Raw genomic sequence first — 19,386 nt, forward strand, 5'->3', positions numbered from 1 at the left:
CCATGCATATAAAGCGATTTGCCGACGCCCAGCCCTATAAGGCCCCCAATCACTGGGGCGTATCGGGCTTGCGGCTGCAAGGGTTTGAAGACGGCGGCCCGACCAATCAGTGGATCGGCTATTCCCAGTTTCTCCCCGGCGGTGGCGCGGGCCCGGATTCGACGCCCTTTGAAAAGGTCTATGTCGTGCTGGAAGGCGAGATGACGATCGAATGGGACGGCAAGACCGAAGTGCTGCGTGCAATGGACAGCTGCACCATTCCGCCCGGCCTGGTCCGCCGCATCGAGAACACGTCGAACCACGTCTGCAAGATGCTCGTGGTCATCCCCTACCCGCCCGAAGCCAACCCCGAGGCCTGATCCATGAACGCTATGACCACCCCCCTTTCGATGTTCGACGTCAAAGACAACGTCGCCCTGATCACCGGTGCGTCAGGTGCCTTTGGCATGGTTGCCGCACGGGTTCTAGCCGGTGCTGGCTGCAAGCTGGTGCTTGTCGCGGGCAATCAAGAGGCATTGGACGAGATCGCCGCAGAATGCCGCGGCATGGGCGCCGAGGTAACGGCGATCAACACCCGCCCGACGGATGAAGACATCTGCAACAGCTTGGTGGCGCAGGCGGTCGAGGCCCATGGGCAGCTCGACATCCTGGTCGTGGCCTCGGGCATGAACAAGGTTGCCCTGATCAACGACATGACGCCCGAGACGTTCCAATCGGTGATGGATGCCAATGTCAATCAGACATGGCTCTTGTCCCGCGCCGCTGCGGCGCAGATGAAGGAACAGGGTTACGGCAAGATCGTCCTGGTCAGCTCGGCCCGTGGACTGTTGGGCCACCCGGCGGGGTATACTGCCTATTGTGCCTCCAAGTCGGCCACCGATGGCATCACCAAGGCCCTGGGTTGCGAGCTGGGCGCCTCTGGCGTGACCGTCAACGCAATTGCGCCGACCGTTTTCCGCTCACCCCTGACCGCGTGGATGTTTGAAGACACCGAAGAGGCCACCAAGGTGCGCAACGGGTTCCTTGCCCGCGTGCCCAAGGGGCGTCTGGGGGAACCGGAAGACCTTGCCGGACCGCTTCTCTTCCTCGCTTCCAAGGCGTCGGATTTCTATACCGGGCATATCCTTTATGCCGACGGCGGCTATACGGCGGGCTGATCGATGGTGGCGAAGAAACAGCAGATTGCCGTCATTGGCGCAGGCCTCATGGGGCACGGGATTGCCCTGACCCTGGCCAAGGCCGGACAATATGTGGCGATCACCGATCCGGTGCCAGAGGCCCGTGAAACGGTGTCGTCGCGAATCCTTCAGAGCATGAAGGCGATGGGCGACGACGATGCCACCATTGCCAAAGCTCTGAAAATGATTGAGATTTTCGACACTGTCGCCGGAGCCGTGCACCAGGCGAACGTCGTTTTCGAAGCCGCGCCCGAGAAGATGGCGCTGAAACAGAAAATTTTCGCCGAGATCGAAGAGCACGTACCTGAGCAGTGCATTCTGGCGTCCAACACTTCGGTGATGCCGATCACCGAGATCATGTCGGGCCTGCGGAGGAAAAACCGCGCCCTTGGCACACATTGGTGGAACCCGCCGCACATGATCCCGCTGGTCGAGATCATCAAGACCGAATGGACCGACCCAAGTGTGGCGCAAACCATGTTCGACCTGCTGGAAGATGCCGGGAAAACCCCGGTGATGGTGGAAAAGGACGTGCCCGGCTTCATCGGCAACCGGCTGCAACATGCGTTGTGGCGCGAGGCGGTCAGCCTTGTCGAGAACGGGATCTGCGATGCCGAGGCCGTCGATACGGTCATCAAATCCAGCTTTGGCCGCCGTCTGGCCGTGCTGGGGCCGCTGGAAAATGCTGATCTCGTTGGCACGGATCTGACGCTCGATATCCACGAAAACGTGTTGCACGACATCGAGGCGCGGCAGGGTCCGTCACCCTATCTGCAGGGTCTCGTGGCGGACGGAAAACTCGGCATGAAGTCCGGCGAAGGCTTCATGCAATGGACCGACGCCGAAGCGGACGCAGTGCGCGCCCGCGTCGCCAATCATCTGAATAGGCTTGAAGGAATTCTGGACAGCTAAAACCGTCGGCGGGAGGGCCGGCAAAGGGAGGAAGAACCATGAAGAAGAAATTCTTAACACCAAGCCGTCGAGGGTTCCTTGCCGGAGCGGGCGCAGCCCTTGCCAGCCCGGCCATCCTGTCGGCCACCCGCGCCTATGCGGCAGCGCCGACCCTGAAAATCGGCCATGTCAGCCCGCGCACCGGTCCGCTGGCCGGATTTGCCGAAGCAGATGACTACGTCCTTGCCGGCATCCAAAAGGCGCTTGCCGGCGGCATCGAAAACAATGGCAAAGCCTGGAATATTGAGATCCTCTCGAAGGACAGCCAATCCAACCCGAACCGCGCCGCCGAAGTGGCTGCCGACCTGATCCTTGGTGATGAAGTCGACATCATCGTCGCTGCATCGACACCCGAGACGGTGAACCCGGTCAGCGATCAGGCCGAGGTCAATGAGGTGCCCTGCATCACCACCGACTGCCCGTGGCAGCCCTATTTCTTCGGCCGCAACGGCGTACCGGGCGAAGGCTTTGCCTCGACCTTCCACTTCTTCTGGGGTCTCGAAGACGTCATCGGTGCCTTCCTTGACATGTGGGGCCAGTCTGGTGCGGCCAAGACCGTTGGCGGGTTGTTCCCTAACGATGCGGATGGCAACGCCTGGGGCCACCCGGAACTGGGGCTGCCCAAGCCGCTGGCGGCAGATCGCTATAACCTGATCGATCCGGGCCGCTATCAGCCGCTTTCGGATGACTTCTCGAACTACATCGCTGCCTTCAAGGATGCGGGCTGCGAGATCGTCACCGGCAACATGATCCCACCGGACTTTGCCACCTTCTGGAGCCAAGCCGCACAACAGGGTTTCAACCCAAAGGTTGTGACCATCGGCAAGGCGCTGCTGTTTCCCTCGGTGATCGAGAGCCTGGGCGATCACGGCGATGGCCTCTCCTCCGAGGTCTGGTGGTCGCCGAACCACCCGTTCTCCTCGTCGCTCACCGGTGCATCGGCCAAGGATCTGGCCGTGGGCTATTCCGCCGCGTCGAACCGTCCCTGGACCCAGCCGATCGGCTTCAAGCACGCGCTCTTTGAAGTGGTGGCAGATGTGGTAAAACGCGCCGAGGACCTGGAAGATCCGGAAGCCATCGTAGCTGCCATTACCGGCACGAACCTCGACACCATCGTGGGCAACGTGAACTGGGCCAACGGTCCGATCAACAACGTCACAAAGACGCCGCTGGTCGCAGGTCAATGGCAGAAGGAAGGCGATGCGTTCGACCTGAAGATCGTCGCCAACTCGGCAGCGCCAAACATCCCGCTGACCGGCGAGTTGAAGCTTCTGGCCTAGGACAGATCGGGGCGGTATCACGGTGCTGCCCCACTACAAAACGAGGGCGTCATGACCGCCATTTTGCAACTGGACAATCTGTGTAAGTCCTTCGGCGCCGTGACGGTGGCCGACGCGCTTTGTTTTGAGGTGCCCCAGGGCGAGGCCCTTGGCGTGATCGGCCCGAACGGGGCAGGCAAGACCTCGATGTTCAACCTGATCACCGGCACGTTTCGCCCCAACAGCGGGCGGGTCGCCTTTGACGGCAAGGACGTCACCACCATGAGCGCGGCCAAACGCAGCCACGCAGGCATTGCCCGGTCCTTCCAGGTGCCGCAGCCGTTTTCCGGTATGACCGTCTTTGAAAACGCGATGATTGCCGCCACCCAATCGGCGGGGCTGCATGGCCACGCGGCCGAGCGGTTCTGTCTGGACGTTCTGGAGCAGACCGAGCTTTTGCCCAAGGCCAACGTGCAGGCCGGCAGCCTGACCCTGCTGGAGCGCAAGCGGCTGGAAATGACCCGGGCACTTTGTGCCAAACCCAAGCTTTTGCTGCTGGACGAGATAGCCGGTGGCCTGACCGAGGCCGAATGCGCCTCGCTGGTGCAGACCATCAAGGACATTCATGCCAGCGGCGTGACGATCATCTGGATCGAACACGTTGTGCATGCGCTGATGGCCGTGGTCGACCGCCTGATCGTGATCGATTTCGGGCGTAAAATCGCCGAGGGCGAACCCCATGCGATCATGGAGAGCGCGGAAGTGAAAGAAATCTACCTGGGGATCGAAGCTGATGCCTGAACCGATCCTTCAGATGCAGGGTCTCGAGGCCCACTACGGAGACTTCCAGGCGCTTTACGGCATCGACATGCATGTCGAACCCGGCGAGGTGCTGGCCATCATCGGCGCCAACGGCGCGGGCAAGACCACGCTGATGCGCTCGGTCACTGGATTGTTGACCAACGGCCCCGGCCAGATCCGCTATGGCGGCGAGGATATCGGAGGATTGCGCGCCGATGAGGTGGCGATGCGCGGTCTTGCCATGGTACCCGAGGGGCGGCAGCTTTTCCCGTCGCTTTCCGTGAAGGAAAACCTGATGATCGGCGCGCAGGTCGGGCGCCCCGGCCCGTGGGATTTGCAAGCCGTTTACAAGCTCTTCCCCATTCTTGACGAGCGCAAGGACCAGGCCTCGACCTCGTTGTCCGGTGGCCAACAACAGATGGTCGCCATTGGCCGCGCCCTTATGGCCAACCCCGACCTGATCCTGTTTGACGAGATCAGCCTCGGGCTGGCGCCGATCGTGATCAAGGATATCTACGCTGCCCTGCCGGGCATCATCAACGAAGGCATGAGCGCCATCATCGTCGAACAGGACATCGCCCAGGCGTTGAAGGTTTCGGGCCGGGTCTATTGCCTGCAAGAGGGGCGCGTTTCGCTGGAAGGCGCCTCGGACACAGTTTCGCGCGAGGAGATTTCCCGCGCCTATTTCGGGATCGAATGAGATGGATTGGGTGAACGCAATTGTGCAAGGCACCTTGCTGGGTGGGCTATACGCGCTGTTTGCCGCCGGATTGTCGCTGATTTTCGGCGTGATGCGGCTGGTGAACATCGCCCATGGCGATCTGATCGTGCTGGCGGCCTACCTGGGCCTGACCGTCACCGCCACCGTGGGGCTGCACCCGCTGGCCGCGTTGGTCATCGTGGTCCCGGCGATGGCGCTGATCGGCTACGTGCTGCAACGGGGGCTGCTCAACCAGACGCTGGGCGACGACCTGTTGCCGCCCCTGCTGGTGACTTTCGGGCTCAGCGTGATCCTGCAAAACGGCCTTCTCGAGGTTTATACCGCCGATCCGCAGAAGATGGACGCAGGCGCGCTGGAAACCGCCAGTGTTGCCTTTGGCGGGCTGACCCTCGGCGTTCTTCCACTGCTGACCTTCGGCCTAGCAGTCGCGGTGATCTGGGGCCTGCAATGGACCTTCTATCACACGGCTTTGGGCCGCGCCTTCCGCGCCGTGTCGGACAATCAGGACATCGCCCAGCTGATGGGTCTCAACCGCCGCCACATCTTTGGCCTTGCCATGGCGCTGGCGCTGGCGGTGACGGCAATTGCGGGCATCCTTCTGGGCATCCGCACCAGCTTTGATCCCTCGATCGGCGGAGGTCGCCTGATCTTTGGCTTCGAGGCGGTGATCATCGGGGGATTTGGCAACCTCTGGGGCACGCTGGCGGGCGGCGTGATCCTTGGCGTGGCGCAGACCATCGGCGCCAAGATTGACCCGGGTTGGCAAATCCTGGCCGGACACCTGGCCTTCCTGTTCATCCTTGCCATTCGCCCCAATGGCCTGTTCCCGAGGATCGCGGCATGAACCTGCAAGACTATACCGTCACCCGCTCGTCCCAGGCCGCCCGTGTTGCCGCCGTGTTGGGAGCGCTGATCCTGATCGTGCTGATCTCGGCCCCGTGGTGGGCGGGGCGGGCCGACATGCGACTGATGGGCGAGCTGTTTCTCTACCTCGCACTGGCAAGTCTGTGGAACCTGATGGCCGGCTATGCCGGGCTGGTCTCGGTCGGCCAACAGGCCTTTGTCGGCTTTGGCGGCTATATGCTGTTTGCCCTGACCATGTTCGGCGGGCTGCACCCCTTCGCCGCCATCGCGATGGCGGGCATTCTGGGCGCACTGGTCTCGATCCCCGTCGCCGTTCTGATCTTCCGCCTGCGGGGAGCCTATTTCGCCATCGGCACTTGGGTCATTGCCGAGGTCTTCCGCCTTGGCTTTGCCCAGATCTCCTCCCTTGGCGGTGGCTCTGGCTCCTCCCTGCCGGTGGCCATCGTCAAATCACTGGCCTCGAAACGGGCGATGCGGGAATTGATCAGCTATTGGCTGGCACTGAGCGCGGCCGTGCTTGTCGTAGCTTCCGTCTATCTGTTCCTACGCTCGCGCAAAGGGCTAGCCCTGACCGCCATCCGCGACAATGAACTGGCGGCAGGCAGCCTTGGCATCGACATCTGGCGCACCAAGTTCACCGTCTATGTCGTCACCTCGGCCCTCACGGCAATGATCGGCGCGCTGATCTTCCTGCAAAAGCTGCGCATCTCGCCCGATGCCGCGTTCAGCGTCAACGACTGGACCGCCTTCGTGATCTTCATTGTCGTCATCGGCGGCATCGGCACCATCGAAGGGCCAATCATCGGCACGCTGGTGTTCTTCGCCCTGCGCGAAACCCTGGCCGATCTCGGCACCATCTACCTGATTGTGCTGGGCCTTGTCGCCATCGTCGTGATGCTGAAGGCCCCCAAAGGCATCTGGGGCCTCATTCGCGCGCGCTTCGACCTGCAACTCTTCCCGCTGGGCTATCGCGTGATGGCCCCGAAACCCGACAAGGAGGCCTGATCCATGGCCAAGCAAAAGACCATCATCACCTGCGCCGTCACCGGGGCGATCCACACGCCCACCATGTCGGATGCGCTGCCCTATACCTATGACGATATAGCCCAGCAGGCGATGGATGCAGCCGATGCCGGCGCGTCGATCCTGCACCTGCATGCACGCAACAACGAAACCGGCGCGCCGTCGGTCAACCCGGACGATTTTGCCCCCTTCTTACCGCGCATCAAGCAGGCAACCGATGCGGTGGTAAACATCTCGACCGGTGGCTCACTGACCCTGTCGATCCAGGACCGGATCAACCCGGCCAAGACGTTTTCCCCCGAGATGTGTTCGATGAACATGGGCTCGATGAACTTCTCGTTCCATCCTCTGGCGAACCGGTACAAGGATGACGATTGGAAGTTCGACTGGGAAAAGGATTACGTTGCCGGGTCGGATCAGAACATCTTTCGCAACACCTTCCGCGACATCAAGGAAGCTGCCGAAACCCTGGCCCCGCATGGCATCAAGTTCGAGCATGAATGCTATGATGTCGGTCACCTTTATAACCTGAAGTTCTGCATGGATATCGGTCTCTTCAAGGCTCCGATCTTCATCCAGTTCATCTTTGGCATCCTTGGTGGCATCGGCCCCGAGGTCGACAACCTGATCTTCATGAAACGCACCGCTGATCGGCTGTTTGGTGACGACTATCGTTGGTCGGTATTGGGCGCGGGCGGAGCACAAATGTCCCTGGCCACGACTGCCAGCCAGATGGGCGGCAACGTCCGTGTCGGGCTGGAAGACAGCTTGTTCATTTCGCGCGGAAAACTGGCGGAAAGCAACGCCCAGCAGGTCGCCAAGATCCGCCGCATCGTCGAGGGCCTGGGCTGCGAGGTCGCGACACCGGACGAGGCGCGTGAGATACTGGATCTGAAGGGCGGTGACAGGGTAGCGTTCTGAGGGAAATTGGAAGCGTTCAATTGTAGCGACGCGTACTTAGCTGCCGTTCGACTTTGCGCAACGAAAGACCACTTTGTCCGCAGTGCGGCCATCTGGACCATCCCAAATGCTGCGGTCTGCACGAGCGTCCGCTTTCGGGAAGTTGGGGTGCTGGGTTTTGCTCAGTCGAACGGCAGCTAAGGGCCGGGAGCCGTCATCTGGTTGGTCGCGCCCAGCCCTGCAAGGTCAAAAGTCGCGCGCCGCAGCGCCGAATGTCGGCTTTGAGCCCAAATCAACCAATGCTGCATCCCGCACCAACGGCGGCTATTTCACCACGAAATGCTCTTTCGGTCCCGAAAGAAGCCACCGGTTGGACCATCATCCGGCAGCATCGCGAGCCAGATGGCTGTGTCTGCGCCTTCTTCCGGAGAGCGGTTTGCACCGCCGCCGCCCATTCGTGTGCGCACCCAACCAGGACACATCGCATTGACCTTAACATTCTTTGGAAGGGTCCGCGCCGTTGCGACCGTCAGTGCATTTAGTGCTGCCTTTGCCACACCGTAGCCAGCGGGCCCAGCAACGCCATCGGAGAATGCACCCCAACCCGAAGACACGTTCACTACCCGCCCATAGCCAGAGGAAACCATTCGGGGCGTAAGATGATGCATCAGCAAATATGGTCCATGCACCATGATGGCCATTGAAGTTGCAAAGTCTTCGGGATCGTCAAGCAAGCTGCCAGAACCGAGAATGCCGACGTTATTGACCTGCACATCGATAGGGCCAGCTTCTTTAATTGCTGAAGCAATACTGCCCGCGTCGGCAACGTTGAGGTGCAGAGCCGTCGCACCGATCTCGGTCGCCGCGGTTGGAGTAGCCCCCTGAAAGTGGTCCACCAACTGGGATAGAATATCCCGCAAATTGGAGGATCAGCGATGGCTGGAAAACGAGAGAAGCCCGAAGAGATTGTATCGAAGCTTCGGCAGGTTGAAGTACTTCAGGGGCAAGGCGCGACGATTACCGAGGCAGTGCGCCAAATCGGCGTGACGCAGCAGACGTTCTATCGATGGCGAAAGCTCTATGGCGGGATGCAGGGGTCTCAGCTTGCGCGCCTGAAGGATCTGGAGAAAGAGAACCAACGGCTGCGACGGGCGGTGTCCGATTTGACCTTGGATAAGCTCATCTTGACTGAAGCCGCAAAGGGAGTGATGGCCGTCTAGGACTTGATCCTGTGGATCAAGTCAGGCCTGAACGGGCGGAGCCCCTAAGCCCTTCGCGTCGCCGGAAATGCGTCGACCATGTACGGCAGGAGCTTGGCGTGTCTGAACGCCGCGCCTGCCGCGCACTCGGTCAGCATCGATCCACGCAGCGCAAGGTCCCCCAAGGCCGTGCTGATGAAGCGCGTTTGACCGACGACATTATCGAGCTGGCCGATCAATACGGGCGCTATGGGTATCGCATGGTGACAGGTTTGCTGAACAATGCTGGGTGGTGTGTGAACCATAAGCGGGTTGAACGGATATGGCGGCGTGAAGGGCTGAAGGTCCCGCAAAAGCAGAAGAGTGAGCCTGTGAACGCCACCGGTTCGAGAGAACAGGCGAACAGGACGGCTTTGGCTGAACCCCTCTCGGGACATTGCTGCGCAATGCCCTGCCGGGCAGTGGACGGATCATGCGTGCGTCTACGACCCGAGCGCCCCAACCACGTCTGGTCCTATGACTTCGTCCAGGACCGCACCGCTGACGGCCGGGTTTATCGGACGCTCAACATCATCGATGAATACACCAGAGAGCCCCCCTCTCGGCAGATTTGCAAGGCAAATCGCCTGCCGGGCAATGGATGATCCGCGTGGATCGCAAACTCAACTCCACGGACGTGCTGGATGCGCTGACAGACCTGTTCATCCTGCGTGGACCACCGGAATACATAAGATCCGACAATGGGCCAGAATTTATCGCTCAAAAGGTGAGGGACTGGATCGCCGCCGTTGGTGCCAAGACCGCATACATCGAACCAGGATCACCCCTCTCGGGACATCGCCATGCGATGCCCTGCCGGGCAGGGCATGGGAGAATGGCTACTGTGAAAGCTTCAACGCCCGGTTCCGGGATGAGCTCCTGAATGGCGAGTTGTTCTACACCTTGCGGGAAGCGCAAATCCTGATCGAGCAATGGCGCATCCACTACAACACAGTCAGGCCGCATAGCTCATTGGGCTACCGTCCGCCTGCGCCCAAAAGCATCGTGCCAATGGACCAGAGGCCCACCATGCACTAACAATCAAACCGGACCACCCGATGGGGGCACGCCAGAAACGGACAGGCGCGCGCTTTTTCCAAGGTCGGTTTTCTGTGTCATGGCTTTGGCTTGCCCCTCAGGCCCGCAACAGGGTGGCCACGTCCGTGACGCGGTCTTTGTGCAGCAAAATGACATTTCTGTCCTCGAAGCCCAAGGTCTCGCGCAGATCCGTCTGGGTCAGGGTTTCAATGTCCAGCGCGACATAGTCGTTTTGTTCCAGCAGTTGTATCGCTTTTTCATGGGCCTCGCTGCTGCCCAGCCATTCGCACAGAATCACGCAATTTCCCTGTGACAACACCTGCGCGGCGCCGCACAGGGCTTGTCCTTCGAAGCCTTCGACATCCAGTTTGATCAGGTGCGGGGTCAGCCCGTTGGCGTGACAGAATTCGTCGATCGTCACGACCGGCACCTCATAGAGTTCTTCTCCCCTGGCAGAAACTCCGGGTCCAGCGACGCGCTATAGGCATTTGCGCCGCCCGGATCATAAATCGTCGCGGTGCCGCTTGCATCACTGACGGCGCTGCGCTGGATTTTGACGTCCAGACCGGACACTTTGACATTGTGGGTCGCCATATCCGCGATACGTTTGAGCGGCTCGAAGGCGACAACGGTGCTGTTCGGGGCCAGGGCCTTGGCCGTGATGGCAAAGGTGGCGGTATTTGCCCCGATATCCAGAATGTCCGCCCCGTCCTGCACCAGCTTGGCCCAGCAGCGCCGCTCTTGGGTTTCGTGGCCATCCCAGCCGCGCCAGGCCAGTTCGTTCTCTACCCGATTGCCCCAGGAATACAGCCGCATCGCGCGGCCATTGGGCAGGGCAACGCGAAACGCACCATGAAAGTGCAGATGCCGAAACAACCGTTCAGGAATTTGCAGCCCAAGCAGGTGCGAGGGTCGATAGACCAGGCTTACGATCACCGAGCGAACTAGGTTTTTGATTTTCAATTCACTCATCCTGTTGTGGCGCTGAAACTGGGCTATCCGGGCCCGGTTCGTCCTTGGTCCCTGGTTCCCCGAGAACTACAGGAAACTTCCGCTATTGCAATGAAAGAGCACCATTTCACCCGGATCTGCCAACGCAAGGGCATACCGAGGGCACAGGTGCCTTTGCATGATCGCCTGTTTCGTCTGGATGGCACAGGCAACTGTTTGACGCGGGCGGGCGGCGCCAGTAGGGTGAGCGCACTCTGTTGGGGTGCCTCTGTCGGGGCTGAGATGCGCAAGCGAACCCATTGAACCTGAACCGGTTAGGACCGGCGGAGGGAACAGTACCCCGGAACCATCTGACATCCGGGGACCATTCTCTTCCTTTTTCGGTCCTGACCACGCACCTAAGGAAGAGCCAGTGGCCCCAATTGCCCTGACCATAGCCGGATCTGACAGCGGCGGCGGCGCCGGGATTCAGGCGGATTTGAAAACCTTCTCGGCGCTTGATGTCTATGGCGCCAGCGTCCTCACCGCCATCACCGCGCAGAACACCCGCGACGTCACCGCCGTGCATTCCGTGCCCATCGACGTGGTCGAGGCGCAGATTGATGCGGTGTTGGGCGATCTGGACGTCAAGGCGATCAAGATCGGCATGTTGGGCACCCCTGATCTGATCCGCGCGGTGGCCGCGCGCTTGCAGGGTTTTGAAGGCCCCATCGTGCTGGACCCGGTGATGGTGGCCAAGTCCGGCGCCACCCTGCTGGCGGACGAGGCGCTCGAGGCCCTGCGCACCCACCTGTTGCCGCTGGCCACCGTGCTGACCCCCAACATCCCCGAGGCCGCCAAACTGTTGGACCAACCCGAAGAGCTGACCGCCTGCGGGTTGCAACGCCAAGGTCAGGCCCTGTTCGACATGGGCCCCGGCGCGGTGCTGATGAAGGGCGGGCACGGGCTGGGCGATGTCTGTACCGATTGGCTGATCACTGCCGGGGGCGCTCAGGCGCTGAAAGCGGACCGGATCACCACCAAGAACACCCACGGCACCGGCTGCACCCTGTCCTCGGCCATCGCGGCGGGGTTGGCGCGCGGCAAATCTTTGGAAACGGCCGTGCATGCCGCCCATGGCTGGCTGCATCAGGCGATTTTGCACGCGGACACGCTGAATGTCGGGCACGGGCACGGCCCCGTGCACCATTTCCACGGGGTCTGGTCATGAGCACCGATTTCACCATCCTTGGCGCGGGCGTCGCGGGCCTGTGTGTCGCGACCGAGCTAACCAGGCGCGGTGCCAGCGTCACCCTGATCGACCCCTATGGCGGGCCCGGCCCGCATGGCTGTTCGTGGTGGGCGGGCGGCATGTTAGCCCCCGATTGCGAGGGCGAGGCCGCCGAGCCTCCCGTTGTTGCCCATGGTCGCAACGCCGCCGCGTGGTGGCAGGACCAGGGGGTCGGGGTCACGTATAACGGCTCGGTCGTGGTGGCCCTGTCGCGCGACACATCGGAATTGCAGCGGTTCCAGCGCCGCACCGAAAACCACGTGACGCTGGATCGCGCCGGCCTGACTGAACTGGAACCGCAACTGGGCGAACGCTTCGGTACCGCCCTGCACATGGTGGCCGAGGGCCATGTCACCCCGCGCCTGGCCCTGACCCATCTGCGCGACCAGCTGGAGGCGCGCGGCGTGCATGTACAACACGCGGGCACGCCCTCGGGTCAGGTGATTGACTGTCGCGGGCTGGCCTCCAAGGATGTCCTGCCTGACCTGCGCGGCGTCAAGGGCGAGATGGTGATCCTTAAGGCCCCAGACGTGTCGCTGGACCGCCCGGTGCGCCTGCTGCACCCGCGATTTCCGCTGTATATCGTGCCGCGCGGTGACGGCGTGTTCATGCTGGGCGCCACTCAGATCGAAAGCGGCGAACGCACCCGCGCCACCGTGCGCTCGGTGATGGAGCTGCTGAACGCCGCCTATGCGCTGAACCCGGCCTTTGGCGAGGCCGAAGTGCTGGAAATCGGTGTCGACGCGCGCCCCGCCTTCCCCGACAACATGCCCCGCATCCGCCGCAAGGACGGGGTGATTTACGTGAACGGCCTGTTCCGCCATGGCTATCTGCTGGCGCCCGCCTTGGCGGTGATGCTGGCCGATTGGCAGCTGGACGGCAAACCCCCGGAGATTTGGCATGAAGATCACGATTAACGGTGAAAAAACCGTGGTTGCGGCCACGAATATGGCCGATCTGCTGGTCGAACTGGGTCACGGTGACGCCAAACTGGCCACCGCCCTGAACGAGGATTTCGTCCCCGCCACCGCCCGCGCCGACACCCCCATTGAACCCGGGGATCGCGTGGAAATCGTCGCCCCGCGACAAGGAGGTTAACATGCCCACATTCTACGGAACCACGATCCAATCGCCCATGATGCTGGGCACGGCGCAATACCCTTCGCCTGCAATTCTGGCCGATGCTTTCCGCCGCTCGGGCGCGGGGATTGCCACGGTATCGGTCCGGCGCGAAGCGGGCGGCGACCGCGCGGGTCAGGATTTCTGGCAGTTGATCAAGGACTTGGACGTCGCCGTTCTGCCCAACACCGCCGGCTGTCATTCCGTGCGCGAGGCCGTGACCACCGCCCAGATGGCACGCGAGCTGTTCGACACGCCTTGGATCAAGCTCGAGGTGATCGGCCATGCCGACACCCTGCAACCCGATCCGTTCGGACTGGTCGAAGCTGCGAAAATCCTGACTGATGACGGGTTCCAGGTCTTCCCCTATTGCACCGAGGATCTGGTCCTGTGTGATCGTCTGCTCGAGGCAGGGTGCCAGGTTCTGATGCCCTGGGGCGCGCCGATTGGCACCGGGTTGGGGCTGAACAACAAATACGGGCTGCGCAGCCTGCGCGCGCATTACCCGGACGTGCCCCTGGTGATTGATGCGGGCCTGGGCCTGCCCAGCCAGGCCGCCCACGCGATGGAGATGGGCTTTGACGCGGTGCTGCTGAACACGGCCGTCGCCAAGGCCGGTGATCCCGCCGCGATGGCCGAGGCTTTTGGGCGGGCCGTCGATGCGGGTCGGCTGGCTTATCAGGCCGATCCGATGACCCCGCGCGACATGGCCGCGCCCTCGACCCCCGTTCTGGGAAAGGCCTTCCTATGACCCTGCCTGCGTTTTATCCGATCTTCGATGATGTGAAATGGCTGCGCCGGATGCTGCCCTTGGGCGTGAAACTGGTCCAGCTGCGGATCAAGGATCAGCCCATGGACGTGGTGCGCGCCCAGCTGGCCGAGGCGCGGGATCTGTGCGCGCAATATGGCGCCATTCTGGTGGTGAATGACTATTGGCAACTGGCGATCGAGCTGGGCTGCGACTGGCTGCATCTGGGTCAGGAAGATCTGGACGAGGCCGACATGGACGCAATCCGCGCGGCGGGGTTGAGGCTGGGCATCTCGACCCATGACCGGGCCGAGCTGGACCGCGCGCTGGCCCTGTCCCCCGATTATGTGGCGCTTGGCCCCGTCTACCCGACGATCCTGAAGAAAATGAAATGGCACCAGCAGGGTTTGGAGAAGCTGACCGAGTGGAAAGAGGTCATCGGTGACATCCCCCTGATCGCCATCGGCGGCATGTCAGTCGAGCGCGCCCAAGGGGCGTTCGACGCGGGCGCCGACGTGGTCTCGGCCGTGACCGACATCACCCTGAATGACGACCCCGAGGGCCGCGTGCGCGCTTGGCTGGAGGCCACGTCATGAGCCGCTATGCCCGCCAGATCGCCGTACTTGGCCCGGATGGGCAAGACGCCCTGCGCCGCGCCCATGTGCTGGTGATCGGCGCGGGCGGGCTGGGCGCGCCGGTGCTGCAATATCTGGTCGGCGCGGGCGTGGGCCATATCCGGCTGGTCGATCCTGACCGGGTCGAGCTCAGCAATCTGCACCGTCAAACCCTGTTTCGCGACGCGGATCTGGGCCAGCCCAAGGCCCAGGCTGCGGCCCGTCATATGCAGGCTCTGAACCCGGATTGTAGCCTCGACGCCATTGTCGATGCCTTCACCCCTGCCAATGCCGCCGATCTGTGTGCGGGCATGGATCTGGTGCTGGATTGCGCCGACAGTTTCGCGGCCAGCTATGTTGCTTCGGACCATTGCCTTAGGACGCAGACGCCGCTGATCAGTGCCTCGGTCGTGGGAACCGAGGGCTATTGCGGCGGGTTTTGCGCCGGGGCGCCCTCGTTGCGGGCGTTGTTTCCTGACCTGCCCGAGCGTCTGGGCAGTTGTGATCTGGATGGCGTTCTGGGCCCCTCGGTCGGGGTGATCGGCAGCCTGCAAGCCCAGATGGCCATGGCCGTTCTGACGGGCGATCGCACCCCGATGGGCAAGCTGGTCAGCTATGACGCCGCTGCCCTGCGTTTTGGGGGCTTCCGGTTTGACAAGGCCGAAGAACCGGCCTCGGGCCACCGCTTTATCGCCCCTCAGGACATCACCGAAACGGATTTTCTGGTGGATTTGCGGGCCGCTGACGAACCTGGCCCCAATCTGCCCGATGCCAACCGCCATGTGGTCACGGATTTCGACCATTTGATCCCCACTACCAATCGCGCCGTTCTGGCCTGCCGCTCGGGCCTTCGGGCCTGGCAGGCGGCGGATCGGCTGAGCAAACACTGGAATGGACATATCGCGCTGATCGCTTTGGGCGACAGCGCCGACTAAACAGGAGAAGACCCCATGTTGAAACATCTACTGACAAGCGCCGCCCTGCTGGCCGCGACCCCGGCCTTTGCGGCCGACAAAATGACCGTCCTGCTGGACTGGTTCGTGAACCCCGACCACGGGCCCATTATTGTCGCGCAGGAAAAGGGCTATTTCGCCGATCAGGGCCTGGAGGTTGAAATCGTCGCCCCCGCCGATCCCTCGGACCCCCCGAAACTGGTGGCTGCAGGCAAGGCCGAACTGGCCATTTCCTATCAGCCGCAATTGCACCTGCAAGTCGCCCAGGGTCTGCCGCTGAAACGCGTTGGCACGCTGGTTGCGACCCCGCTGAACTGTCTGCTGGTGCTCGAGGACGGCCCGATCAAAACCATCGCCGACCTGAAAGGCGGCAAGATCGGTTATTCGGTTGCTGGCGTGGAAGAGGCCCTGCTGACCGCCATCCTGGAAAAGCACGGGCTGAGCATGGGCGATATCGAACTGGTCAACGTGAACTGGTCGCTGTCGCCCTCGTTGATGTCCGGGCAGGTTGACGCCGTTCTGGGCGCCTACCGGAATTTCGAACTGAACCAGATGACCATCGAGGGCGTCGAGGGCAAATGCTTCTACATCGAAGAGGAAGGCGTGCCCACCTATGACGAGCTGATCTATGTCGCCAACCCCAACGAAATGGACGCCGACCAGCTGCGCCGCTTCCTGCGCGCGACCGAGCTGGCCACCCAGTTCATCGTCAACCACCCGCAGGAAAGCTGGGAGATATTCTCGGGCACCTCGACCGAGCTGCAAGACCAGTTAAACGAGATGGCCTGGGCTGACACCCTGCCCCGTTTTGCCCTGCGCCCCGAAGCGCTGGACGAAGGCCGCTATACCCGGTTCGAGGCTTTCCTAGCCGAGGCTGGTCTGGTCGAGGGCACCCGCCCGGTATCCGAGCTGGCCGTGGATCTGGGGGCAGAATGACCTACGGCGCCATCTTCCCGAAATGGCGCGATGCGGCGGGTCCCCAGTGGCCCGCCTACACTCGCCATGCCTTTGTTCAGGGGCTTCAGGACGGATCGCTGCCCCAAGCGGCCTTTCTGCACTACCTGAAACAGGATTACGTGTTCCTGATCCATTTCTCGCGCGCCTGGGCGCTGGCCATCACCAAGGCCCAAACGGTCGAGGAAATGCGCCTGTGCGCGGGCACGGTGAACGCGCTGATCAACGAGGAGATTGCCCTGCATATCCAGACCTGTGCGGCGGCTGGCATCTCCGAGGATCAGCTATTCGCCACCGAGGAACGCACCGAAAACCTGGCCTATACGCGCTATGTGCTGGACGCCGGCCATTCGGGTGATTTTCTGGACCTGCTGGCCGCGCTGGCCCCTTGTGTTTTGGGCTATGGAGAGATCGGCGCGACGCTGATGCCACACGCTGACTCCTCCACCTATGGCGAGTGGATCAGAACCTATGGCGGCGCAGAATATCAGGACGTCTGCAAAGAGGTCGGCGCGTTGATCGACATGGCCGTCGCCAACCGGATCGGCGAGGCCCCCGAACAATCGCCCCGCTGGCAGGCGCTGTGCGACCGCTTTGCCACCGCAACCCGGCTGGAGGTCGGGTTCTGGGACATGGGGATGGCCCCGTGACCCAGCCCCCCGGCCTCTTCCTGCGCGGCTCCGCCTGGTATGACGGCACGCCGCTGTTCGCAGGGCTGGACCTGTCCGTTCCCGCTGGCCAGTGGACCTGCCTGCTGGGCTCGTCCGGGGTGGGCAAATCCACGGTGCTGAACCTGTTCGCCGATCTGGCGCAGGCCATCACCTTTGACGGGGAACTTGGCGCGACGGATGGCGCCTTGGCCGGGCGCGTCGCCCTGATGGCGCAGGATGATCTGCTGCTGCCTTGGCTGACTGTCGCGGGCAATGTAGGCCTGGGCGCGAAACTGCGCGGCAAGGCGCCCGATCCCGCGCGTGTATCGGACGTGCTGGCCCGTGTGGGGCTTGCTGATCGCGCCGAGGCCAAGCCCAAACAACTGTCCGGTGGGCAGCGCCAGCGTGTCGCCCTGGCCCGCACTCTGATGGAGGACCGTCCGGTTGTGCTGCTGGACGAGCCATTCTCTGCATTGGATGCCCGCACCCGCGCTCGGATGCAGGAACTGGCCGCCGAGCTGTTGCAGGGCTGCACCGTTCTGCTGGTCACCCATGACCCGGCCGAGGCTGCGCGCCTGGGCCACCAAATCCTGTTGATGAGCGCGGATGCGATGCAGGACTTCCCGCCGCCCTCCGGCCCCATCCCACGCGCCGTAGACGCGCCCGACGTATTGCAAACCCAGGCCCGTCTGCTGACGCGCCTAAGAGAGGACGACTGATGCGCCCGACCGACCACCTGAAATCCCTGGCCGCCGAGGATTGGCGGGCCGCGACCACTCATGCCTTCACCAACGCGCTGGCCGATGGCACCATGCCACGCGACCGGATGGTGGGGTATCTGCAGCAGGACTACCTATTTATCGACGGGTTTGTGCGGCTTCTGGCCTCGGCCATTGCCCATGCGCCCACGCTTGCCGACAGCGTGCCTGCCGCGCAATTTCTGGCTGTCATCACCGGGCCGGAGAACACCTATTTTTTGCGCAGTTTCAATGAATTGAGCGCCGAACCTAATGCATCACCCGAACCACAAACTCGGGCCTTTCAACAGCTGATGGCCGAGGCCCGCCAGTCGGGCCAATACGAACAGATGCTGGCCGTTCTGGTCGTGGCCGAGTGGATCTACCTGGAGTGGGCCACCCCGGTCGAGCACCGCGCTGATGCGCTGCCGTTTTGGCTGGGCGAATGGATCACGCTGCACGCCGGCGAGGGTTTCACCGGCGTTGTGGACTACCTGCGCGGCCAGCTGGATCAGGTCTGGCCCAGCCTGGATGACAGCGCAAAATCCAAGGTCGAACAGACCTTTCAAACGGCCGTCCGGCTGGAACGCGCGTTCTTTGATGCGGCCTGGGCGGGCTTTCCCGTCGCCGTCACGGAGCCCGCATGAAACCCTGGCAGGCCGGTGCGGCCTCGGCCCTGATCGCGATCGCGCTTTGGCAGGCCATCGTCTGGATCGGCGAGCTGCCGCGCTTTATCCTGCCCGGTCCCCTGCTGGTGGCCGAGACGCTGTGGAAAAGCCGCGCGTTGATCTGGGAACACAGCCTCGTCACCCTGACCGAGGTGCTGATCGGGCTGGCTTTGGGGGCCGTTCTGGGCGGGCTGTCAGCCATCGCGCTGGCCGCCTCACCCATGGCGCGGGCGCTGGTGCGGCCCATGCTGGTGTTCAGTCAGGCGATCCCGGTTTTCGCACTGGCGCCCATCCTGACGCTGTGGTTCGGCTTTGGCCTGTGGTCCAAAGTGCTGATGGCGCTGATCATCATCTATTTCCCGGTCACGTCCTCGTTTTTTGACGCGTTGATGCGGCCCAATGGTGGCTGGCTGGGCTTGGCCAAAGTGATGGGGGCCAGCCCCTGGCGCATCATGTGGCATATCCGCATTCCCGCGGCCCTGCCCGGCTTTGCCTCGGGGTTGCGACTGGCGGCGGTCTATGCCCCCATCGGGGCCGTGATCGGCGAATGGGTCGGCGCCAGTAAAGGCCTGGGATACCTGATGTTGCTGGCCAATGGACGGGCGAAAATTGATCTGATGTTCGCTGCGCTGATTGTGTTGGCGCTGTTTTCGGTGCTGCTGCACACGGCCGTCCACCATTTGGCGCGGATACTGTTGGAAAAGGAATAGATCCGCATACGTGGCGTGCCCCTGGCGTGCCCCCATCGG

At 62.5% G+C, this 19,386-nt stretch carries 23 protein-coding genes, 1 pseudogene and 1 riboswitch; of the genes and pseudogenes, 21 read left to right on the forward strand and 3 right to left on the reverse strand.

Going from position 1 to position 19,386, the window contains the following annotated elements; all coding sequences use genetic code 11:
* The first annotated feature begins 2 nt into the window (after positions 1–2).
* The 9 genes from ACXADQ_RS17375 to kce are packed head-to-tail and all read left to right on the forward strand — an operon-like array spanning position 3 to position 7,718.
* Positions 3–359, forward strand: coding sequence for a cupin domain-containing protein (locus tag ACXADQ_RS17375; RefSeq protein WP_475323921.1), 357 nt, complete (start codon positions 3–5; stop codon positions 357–359).
* A 3-nt stretch (positions 360–362) separates the two neighbouring features.
* Positions 363–1,157: an SDR family NAD(P)-dependent oxidoreductase gene (locus ACXADQ_RS17380; protein WP_475323925.1), complete on the forward strand. Its 795-nt coding sequence runs from the start codon at positions 363–365 to the stop codon at positions 1,155–1,157.
* Between the two features lie 3 nt (positions 1,158–1,160).
* Positions 1,161–2,090, forward strand: a complete 930-nt coding sequence (locus tag ACXADQ_RS17385; protein WP_475323930.1) for a 3-hydroxyacyl-CoA dehydrogenase family protein — start codon at positions 1,161–1,163, stop codon at positions 2,088–2,090.
* A gap of 38 nt (positions 2,091–2,128) precedes the next feature.
* Positions 2,129–3,409, forward strand: a complete 1,281-nt coding sequence (locus ACXADQ_RS17390) for an ABC transporter substrate-binding protein (RefSeq protein ID WP_475323934.1) — start codon at positions 2,129–2,131, stop codon at positions 3,407–3,409.
* Positions 3,410–3,460: 51 nt separating this feature from the next.
* On the forward strand, positions 3,461–4,189 hold the full coding sequence (locus ACXADQ_RS17395) for an ABC transporter ATP-binding protein (protein ID WP_475323937.1): 729 nt from the start codon (positions 3,461–3,463) through the stop codon (positions 4,187–4,189).
* Positions 4,182–4,889 (forward strand): ABC transporter ATP-binding protein, encoded by a 708-nt coding sequence (locus tag ACXADQ_RS17400; protein ID WP_475323939.1) that lies wholly within the window; start codon positions 4,182–4,184, stop codon positions 4,887–4,889. The genes ACXADQ_RS17395 and ACXADQ_RS17400 overlap by 8 nt, the downstream gene beginning before the upstream one ends.
* A gap of 1 nt (position 4,890) precedes the next feature.
* Complete coding sequence (locus ACXADQ_RS17405) at positions 4,891–5,754, forward strand: branched-chain amino acid ABC transporter permease (protein WP_475323941.1); 864 nt, start codon at positions 4,891–4,893, stop codon at positions 5,752–5,754.
* Positions 5,751–6,779 (forward strand): branched-chain amino acid ABC transporter permease, encoded by a 1,029-nt coding sequence (locus ACXADQ_RS17410; protein ID WP_475323943.1) that lies wholly within the window; start codon positions 5,751–5,753, stop codon positions 6,777–6,779. The genes ACXADQ_RS17405 and ACXADQ_RS17410 overlap by 4 nt, the downstream gene beginning before the upstream one ends.
* 3 nt (positions 6,780–6,782) lie before the next feature.
* Positions 6,783–7,718 carry a 3,5-dioxohexanoate:acetyl-CoA acetone transferase gene (kce, locus tag ACXADQ_RS17415; protein ID WP_475323947.1) on the forward strand — a complete coding sequence of 312 codons (936 nt, stop codon included), beginning with the start codon at positions 6,783–6,785 and terminating at the stop codon, positions 7,716–7,718.
* A 308-nt stretch (positions 7,719–8,026) separates the two neighbouring features.
* Here the strand turns inward: kce and ACXADQ_RS17420 are convergent, their stop codons facing one another.
* Positions 8,027–8,617 carry an SDR family oxidoreductase gene (locus ACXADQ_RS17420; protein ID WP_475323951.1) on the reverse strand — a complete coding sequence of 197 codons (591 nt, stop codon included), beginning with the start codon at positions 8,615–8,617 and terminating at the stop codon, positions 8,027–8,029.
* Between the two features lie 15 nt (positions 8,618–8,632).
* Between ACXADQ_RS17420 and ACXADQ_RS17425 the strand changes: the two are divergent.
* Positions 8,633–9,973, forward strand: a pseudogene (locus ACXADQ_RS17425) (integrase core domain-containing protein).
* A 97-nt stretch (positions 9,974–10,070) separates the two neighbouring features.
* Here ACXADQ_RS17425 and ACXADQ_RS17430 read toward each other — a convergent pair.
* Positions 10,071–10,394, reverse strand: a complete 324-nt coding sequence (locus ACXADQ_RS17430) for an FkbM family methyltransferase (protein WP_475323955.1) — start codon at positions 10,392–10,394, stop codon at positions 10,071–10,073.
* Positions 10,391–10,936, reverse strand: a complete 546-nt coding sequence (locus tag ACXADQ_RS17435) for an FkbM family methyltransferase (RefSeq protein ID WP_475323959.1) — start codon at positions 10,934–10,936, stop codon at positions 10,391–10,393. The genes ACXADQ_RS17430 and ACXADQ_RS17435 overlap by 4 nt, the downstream gene beginning before the upstream one ends.
* Positions 10,937–11,172: 236 nt before the next feature.
* A riboswitch (TPP riboswitch) is annotated at positions 11,173–11,273 on the forward strand.
* 63 nt (positions 11,274–11,336) lie between these two features.
* On the opposite strand from ACXADQ_RS17435, the gene thiD reads away from it, so the two are divergent.
* From thiD to ACXADQ_RS17490, 11 genes are read left to right on the forward strand one after another with little or no spacing between them, the layout of a single operon-like run.
* Positions 11,337–12,134 carry a bifunctional hydroxymethylpyrimidine kinase/phosphomethylpyrimidine kinase gene (gene thiD / locus ACXADQ_RS17440; RefSeq protein ID WP_475323963.1) on the forward strand — a complete coding sequence of 266 codons (798 nt, stop codon included), beginning with the start codon at positions 11,337–11,339 and terminating at the stop codon, positions 12,132–12,134.
* Complete coding sequence (locus tag ACXADQ_RS17445; protein WP_475323969.1) at positions 12,131–13,111, forward strand: FAD-dependent oxidoreductase; 981 nt, start codon at positions 12,131–12,133, stop codon at positions 13,109–13,111. The genes thiD and ACXADQ_RS17445 overlap by 4 nt, the downstream gene beginning before the upstream one ends.
* Positions 13,095–13,292, forward strand: a complete 198-nt coding sequence (gene thiS, locus ACXADQ_RS17450) for a sulfur carrier protein ThiS (RefSeq protein WP_475323972.1) — start codon at positions 13,095–13,097, stop codon at positions 13,290–13,292. Before ACXADQ_RS17445 ends, thiS begins: the two co-directional genes overlap by 17 nt.
* Before the next feature lies 1 nt (position 13,293).
* A complete protein-coding gene (locus ACXADQ_RS17455) occupies positions 13,294–14,064 on the forward strand; it encodes a thiazole synthase (protein ID WP_475323976.1) in 771 nt (256 codons plus the stop codon).
* On the forward strand, positions 14,061–14,657 hold the full coding sequence (locus tag ACXADQ_RS17460; protein WP_475323980.1) for a thiamine phosphate synthase: 597 nt from the start codon (positions 14,061–14,063) through the stop codon (positions 14,655–14,657). The genes ACXADQ_RS17455 and ACXADQ_RS17460 overlap by 4 nt, the downstream gene beginning before the upstream one ends.
* Positions 14,654–15,610: a HesA/MoeB/ThiF family protein gene (locus ACXADQ_RS17465; protein ID WP_475323982.1), complete on the forward strand. Its 957-nt coding sequence runs from the start codon at positions 14,654–14,656 to the stop codon at positions 15,608–15,610. The genes ACXADQ_RS17460 and ACXADQ_RS17465 overlap by 4 nt, the downstream gene beginning before the upstream one ends.
* Before the next feature lie 15 nt (positions 15,611–15,625).
* The gene (locus ACXADQ_RS17470) at positions 15,626–16,564 is read left to right on the forward strand and encodes an ABC transporter substrate-binding protein (protein ID WP_475323986.1); all 939 of its coding nucleotides are present in this window, start codon (positions 15,626–15,628) and stop codon (positions 16,562–16,564) included.
* Positions 16,561–17,232 (forward strand): thiaminase II, encoded by a 672-nt coding sequence (gene tenA, locus ACXADQ_RS17475; RefSeq protein WP_475323990.1) that lies wholly within the window; start codon positions 16,561–16,563, stop codon positions 17,230–17,232. Before ACXADQ_RS17470 ends, tenA begins: the two co-directional genes overlap by 4 nt.
* The gene (locus tag ACXADQ_RS17480; RefSeq protein WP_475323993.1) at positions 17,229–17,951 is read left to right on the forward strand and encodes an ABC transporter ATP-binding protein; all 723 of its coding nucleotides are present in this window, start codon (positions 17,229–17,231) and stop codon (positions 17,949–17,951) included. The genes tenA and ACXADQ_RS17480 overlap by 4 nt, the downstream gene beginning before the upstream one ends.
* Positions 17,951–18,616 (forward strand): TenA family protein, encoded by a 666-nt coding sequence (locus ACXADQ_RS17485; protein ID WP_475323996.1) that lies wholly within the window; start codon positions 17,951–17,953, stop codon positions 18,614–18,616. Before ACXADQ_RS17480 ends, ACXADQ_RS17485 begins: the two co-directional genes overlap by 1 nt.
* On the forward strand, positions 18,613–19,347 hold the full coding sequence (locus ACXADQ_RS17490; protein ID WP_475323999.1) for an ABC transporter permease: 735 nt from the start codon (positions 18,613–18,615) through the stop codon (positions 19,345–19,347). Before ACXADQ_RS17485 ends, ACXADQ_RS17490 begins: the two co-directional genes overlap by 4 nt.
* Positions 19,348–19,386: the final 39 nt, after the last annotated feature.

This window comes from Thalassovita sp. ABM4_323 (assembly GCF_056158665.1).

Excerpts from the sequence above, each read along its gene's own strand:
- ACXADQ_RS17375 (WP_475323921.1), top strand. The coding sequence starts at position 3 with ATGCATATAAAGCGATTTGCCGACGCCCAGCCCTATAAGGCCCCCAAT.
- ACXADQ_RS17380 (WP_475323925.1), top strand. The coding sequence starts at position 363 with ATGAACGCTATGACCACCCCCCTTTCGATGTTCGACGTCAAAGACAAC.
- ACXADQ_RS17385 (WP_475323930.1), top strand. The coding sequence starts at position 1,161 with ATGGTGGCGAAGAAACAGCAGATTGCCGTCATTGGCGCAGGCCTCATG.
- ACXADQ_RS17390 (WP_475323934.1), top strand. The coding sequence starts at position 2,129 with ATGAAGAAGAAATTCTTAACACCAAGCCGTCGAGGGTTCCTTGCCGGA.
- ACXADQ_RS17395 (WP_475323937.1), top strand. The coding sequence starts at position 3,461 with ATGACCGCCATTTTGCAACTGGACAATCTGTGTAAGTCCTTCGGCGCC.
- ACXADQ_RS17400 (WP_475323939.1), top strand. The coding sequence starts at position 4,182 with ATGCCTGAACCGATCCTTCAGATGCAGGGTCTCGAGGCCCACTACGGA.
- ACXADQ_RS17405 (WP_475323941.1), top strand. The coding sequence starts at position 4,891 with ATGGATTGGGTGAACGCAATTGTGCAAGGCACCTTGCTGGGTGGGCTA.
- ACXADQ_RS17410 (WP_475323943.1), top strand. The coding sequence starts at position 5,751 with ATGAACCTGCAAGACTATACCGTCACCCGCTCGTCCCAGGCCGCCCGT.
- kce (WP_475323947.1), top strand. The coding sequence starts at position 6,783 with ATGGCCAAGCAAAAGACCATCATCACCTGCGCCGTCACCGGGGCGATC.
- ACXADQ_RS17445 (WP_475323969.1), top strand. The coding sequence starts at position 12,131 with ATGAGCACCGATTTCACCATCCTTGGCGCGGGCGTCGCGGGCCTGTGT.
- thiS (WP_475323972.1), top strand. The coding sequence starts at position 13,095 with ATGAAGATCACGATTAACGGTGAAAAAACCGTGGTTGCGGCCACGAAT.
- ACXADQ_RS17455 (WP_475323976.1), top strand. The coding sequence starts at position 13,294 with ATGCCCACATTCTACGGAACCACGATCCAATCGCCCATGATGCTGGGC.
- ACXADQ_RS17460 (WP_475323980.1), top strand. The coding sequence starts at position 14,061 with ATGACCCTGCCTGCGTTTTATCCGATCTTCGATGATGTGAAATGGCTG.
- ACXADQ_RS17465 (WP_475323982.1), top strand. The coding sequence starts at position 14,654 with ATGAGCCGCTATGCCCGCCAGATCGCCGTACTTGGCCCGGATGGGCAA.
- ACXADQ_RS17470 (WP_475323986.1), top strand. The coding sequence starts at position 15,626 with ATGTTGAAACATCTACTGACAAGCGCCGCCCTGCTGGCCGCGACCCCG.
- tenA (WP_475323990.1), top strand. The coding sequence starts at position 16,561 with ATGACCTACGGCGCCATCTTCCCGAAATGGCGCGATGCGGCGGGTCCC.
- ACXADQ_RS17485 (WP_475323996.1), top strand. The coding sequence starts at position 17,951 with ATGCGCCCGACCGACCACCTGAAATCCCTGGCCGCCGAGGATTGGCGG.
- ACXADQ_RS17490 (WP_475323999.1), top strand. The coding sequence starts at position 18,613 with ATGAAACCCTGGCAGGCCGGTGCGGCCTCGGCCCTGATCGCGATCGCG.